Genomic DNA, 4,288 nt, shown 5'->3' on the forward strand with positions numbered 1-4,288 from the left:
ATGGGAAAAGACAAATGATTAAAGTCCTTCAAAGCTTTTTGCTTATGAGGCGGTATGGGATAATGAATTTGCGTTTGAATGCCGTTTTCCGTCAAATAATTTTGCAATTCGGTTCGGTTTTTTGTGCGAATCACAAACAAATGAAAGACGTGATTTTGTGAATTATCGTAAAAGGGCAAACCGATTTTTGGGTTTTTAATTTCGGAAAGATAGCGTTGGGCAATTTTCCTTCGGCGTTTATTTTCCTGATCCAAATGCGGTAATTTCACATTCAAAAAAGCGGCTTGCAGTTCGTCCAAACGCGAATTGACCCCCATATAATCATTGTGATACTTCACTTCGGATCCGTAATTTCGCAATGAAAAAAGCACTTTTGCAAGTTCAGCATCGTTGGTCGTAATTGCCCCAGCATCGCCTAAAGCGCCGAGATTTTTGGAAGGGTAAAAGCTGTAAGCGGAGCCTCCGCCAAATCCTCCCCCAACCCCAAGCCTCCCCAACCCCTCCAAAGAAGGGGCTTTCGATAAGGAGAGGAGCTTGGACTGCTGCTCATTTTCAACTCCGAACTGGCTAATACCGACTCCCAACTCATTACTCCCAACTGACAAGTGACAACCGTGTGCCTGTGCAGCATCTTCAACTATCAGTAAATTATGTGCTTCCGCAATCGCGTTAATTTGTTGCATATCTGCCAACTGTCCGTATAAATGAACGACTAAAATGGCTTTGGTTTTAGGCGAAATTTGATTTGGAATTAATTTCGGATTGAGATTAAAGGTTATTTCATCGGGTTCTACAAGAATCGGAATTAATCCCGCTTCTAAAATGGCCAAAATACTGGCAATGTAGGTATTGGCAGGAACAATAACTTCATCGCCTTTTTGCAATTTTCCGAGTGCGATGTAACCTCTAAAAATTAAAGTTAGTGCGTCTAAACCATTGGCGACTCCAATGCAATATTTTGTGCCGCAATAGTGGGCAAAGTTTTTTTCAAAAATTTCGACTTCATTTCCTAAAATATACCAGCCTTTGTTCAAAAAAGTTTTTAATTTTTCTTGAAACAATGCTTCGTGAGGTGCATTTATTTTTTGTAAATCGAGAAATTTTATCATATGTTGATATTTATTGTTTTTTATTGGTCATATGTAATTCGCATTATTCTTCATCGGGGCTAACCTCGCATTTCCGTTATGCTCGTTTCATACCAAAACGTTTTCTAAAAGACTATAATTAGCGGTTGAAACTTCATAAAAATCGTGTACCGCGATATTTGCACCAAAACTTTCTTTCCAATAACAAAGTCCTTCGTTGAGATTCTTTCCTTGATCTTCATTGGAAATTCCAAAATCAAAAAACTTTTTTTCCTTAAAAACAGTGTTTAATAAAAAATCATGCAAATAATCCACGCTTCCCAAAGTATTTTTATCCGAATTTCCAGAAATATATTGGGAATGAGCCACATTTTTACTTTCAAAAATAGTGGTTCCTGCGACAATTTTGTTATTGTGATACACATTAAATTGTCTGATATTGTTGGGAAAATAGTGATGCAATTGAGCTATTTCTTCCCAAGAATGAACGGGTTTTGCTTGGTGATTTTCGGCGAGATTGGGTATTAGAACTTCCTTCCAAAACAATTCAAAATTAGGTTCTTCTCTCACCTCTAAACTAAATTTTTTGCCTTTGGCAACGCCTCGAAGTCGGTCTTTCGAAATGGTATAATTGCGTTGCAAATTGATTACGGCACAGGTATCTCTACGAATTAATTTGGCCTCAGCCAAAAACAAAGCGTAGTTCAGTTCTTCGGCTGCCACGTCCGAATAAAAAGGAGGAACTAATTTAATTTGTAGTTTGGAACAATTCTGCGACTCTAAAAAAATTAAAACAGTTCTAAATACTTCTAAAACCGCCGTTAATTTTAATTTTGTATCATAAATCAAACCACCATACGTCAAGCCTTGATGCGAAAAAACCTGATTGTCAACTCTGTTTGCGGGTAAAACAGCAATCCATTTTTTATCATCTTCTATAATTAATGAATAATCTTGAAATCGGTCGTTGTGGTATTCCATAAAATTGCGATGAAATAAAAATGTAGCATTTTTTGCTTTGCCAATAAAAGCATTCCAAGCTTCAAAATCGTTTTTTTGGTACAGCCGAACGGTATAATTTTTCACAATACTCCTTTAAATGCCGAAAATTACTGATTTTTTTAGGAATAGAAGCCAAAGACGCGTCAAAATTCCGTAGAATTCATGCTTTTGAGTTTGACAAATAATAGTATCTTTAAACTTTTAAATGATGCATTATTCTGTGAAAACTTCTAATTCGTTTATTTATTGCATTTTACTTTGGCTTACCACCGCATTTTGTTGGAGTCAGAATGTTGCGTTGTGGGAACAATTTAACGGTCGATACGACTTTACAGTTGTTGGAAATACGTTGAATCCGTTAGAAAACAATCCCTACACTTTTTGTACCATTGCCAACACTTCGTCGGAAAGTTTGAATTTACAACCTACCGATCAAATCGAAAAAGCATACATCTATTGGGCGGGCTCTGGAACGGGCGATTTTGAAATTAAATTAAACGGACAAGTTGTTAAATCCAGTCGAAATTTTCCCATTTTCAGAAATAATTTGAACTATTTTTCGGCTTATGCAGATGTTACTTCGATAGTTCAAGCCACAGGAAACGGACTTTACACGGTATCAGAATTGGATTTGCAAAGCGCGATTTTAGCTCCTGGATATTGTACCAATCGAACCAACTTTGGAGGTTGGGCCATTTTAATTATTTATAAAAACAATCTTTTACCCGTTAATCAACTCAATGTTTACGACGGTCTTCAGGCAGTTTCTGTGAGTCAAAACTCGTTGACCTTAACGCTAAACGACATGAATGTTGTGGATAATTTGGGTGCGAAATTAGGTTTCATTGCCTGGGAAGGCGATTCTACTTTGGCAAACAATGAATTTTTTAAGTTCAACGGTTTTGACTTGACCAACGCCATTAATCCATTGAATAATGCATTTAACAGTACCAATAGTTTTACGGGCTCTAACGAACTTTACAACATGGATTTGGATGTGTACGACATTGAAAGTTTTATTCAAATTGGCAATCCCACCGCGACTATTCAGCTTGTTTCACAACAAGATTTTGTAATGATTACGACAGTAATTTCAAAATTAAATAATCAGCTACCGGATGCTACGATTAGTTTTGAAACACCTGAAATCGAATGCAATTCCCGAACTATTACGGTGAATTATACGGTTTACAATACCAATAGTACGGATGTTTTACCCGCTGTAATTCCGGTGAGTGTATTTGCCAATGGCATTTATGTTACCACTTTTGCTACGCAAAATGCCATTCCGATAGGCGAAAGCGAAAGCGGTGTGATTACCCTTACGATTCCAGAAAGCGTGGCTTCTGATTTTTCGTTAATTTTTATAGTCGATCAAGATGCAAATGACGTTGGAATTCAAAAAGAATTGAATGAAAATAATAATACTTTTTCGAAGCTTGTGTCGTTTTACACTGCTCCAATTTCACCCGTTTTAGAAGCTTTAAAATCCTGTAATTTGGGTTTTGGAAAAGGTATTTTTGATTTGACCATTTACGAAGAGGTGGTAAAAAACAATCCTGACAACGAGGTGCGGTTTTATCAAAGCCGTATGGATGCCGTTTTGGAGCAAAATGCCATTACAAACTTAGCTAGCTTTGAGTCCGTTTCTTCGCCACAAGAGGTTTTTATTCGTGTCAACACCGAATTTTGCTTTCATATTATTCCTTTTACATTGCAAATAAAAAACTGTCCGCCAAAAGTTTACAATTTGGTTACCGCCAATAACGACGGGGCTAACGACACTTTTTTCATCGAAGGATTACGCAATATTTTTACCAATTTTAAATTAGAAATATTCAATCGTTGGGGAAATCTGATTTGGGAAGGAACGAACCAAACCGACGACTGGAACGGATTTGCCAATAAAGGAACCCGAATTATGGGTGACAAAGTTACTCCGGGAACTTACTACTACATTTTACATTTAAACGATCCCGATTACGAAAAAGCCTTGACCGGATTTATTCACGTTACGAATTAATCTTATAAAAACCAATACTAAGTAAGAAGAAAGTTATATTGTCGCAATTATTACCAAGTGCTTTTGCCACAGATTAAAAAGATTAAAAGGATTTTTAATCTATGAGACTAAGCAATCTGTGTTCATCTGTACAATCCGTGGCAAAAAGATTTAAATTTTTAAAATAAGACATTTA

The 4,288-nt window shown here is 36.5% G+C and carries 3 protein-coding genes; 1 reads left to right on the forward strand and 2 read right to left on the reverse strand.

Annotated features, from left to right (window positions below):
• Nucleotides 1-1,109: DegT/DnrJ/EryC1/StrS family aminotransferase (locus ACIQ2X_RS14155; protein ID WP_396179589.1), on the reverse strand; the 1,109-nt coding region annotated here is incomplete at its 3' end.
• 87 nt (nt 1,110-1,196) lie between these two features.
• Nucleotides 1,197-2,174 carry a GNAT family N-acetyltransferase gene (locus tag ACIQ2X_RS14160; RefSeq protein WP_396179590.1) on the reverse strand — a complete coding sequence of 326 codons (978 nt, stop codon included), beginning with the start codon at nt 2,172-2,174 and terminating at the stop codon, nt 1,197-1,199.
• Nucleotides 2,175-2,295: 121 nt separating this feature from the next.
• Between ACIQ2X_RS14160 and ACIQ2X_RS14165 the strand changes: the two genes are divergently transcribed.
• On the forward strand, nt 2,296-4,113 hold the full coding sequence (locus tag ACIQ2X_RS14165) for a gliding motility-associated C-terminal domain-containing protein (RefSeq protein WP_396179591.1): 1,818 nt from the start codon (nt 2,296-2,298) through the stop codon (nt 4,111-4,113).
• The last annotated feature ends 175 nt before the right edge of the window (nt 4,114-4,288 follow it).

This window comes from Flavobacterium sp. (genome assembly GCF_044368625.1).
Taxonomy (GTDB): domain Bacteria; phylum Bacteroidota; class Bacteroidia; order Flavobacteriales; family Flavobacteriaceae; genus Flavobacterium.

Bases quoted from the DNA above. Each gene is read 5' to 3' on its own strand.
- ACIQ2X_RS14165 (WP_396179591.1), top strand. From the start codon at position 2,296: ATGATGCATTATTCTGTGAAAACTTCTAATTCGTTTATTTATTGCATT.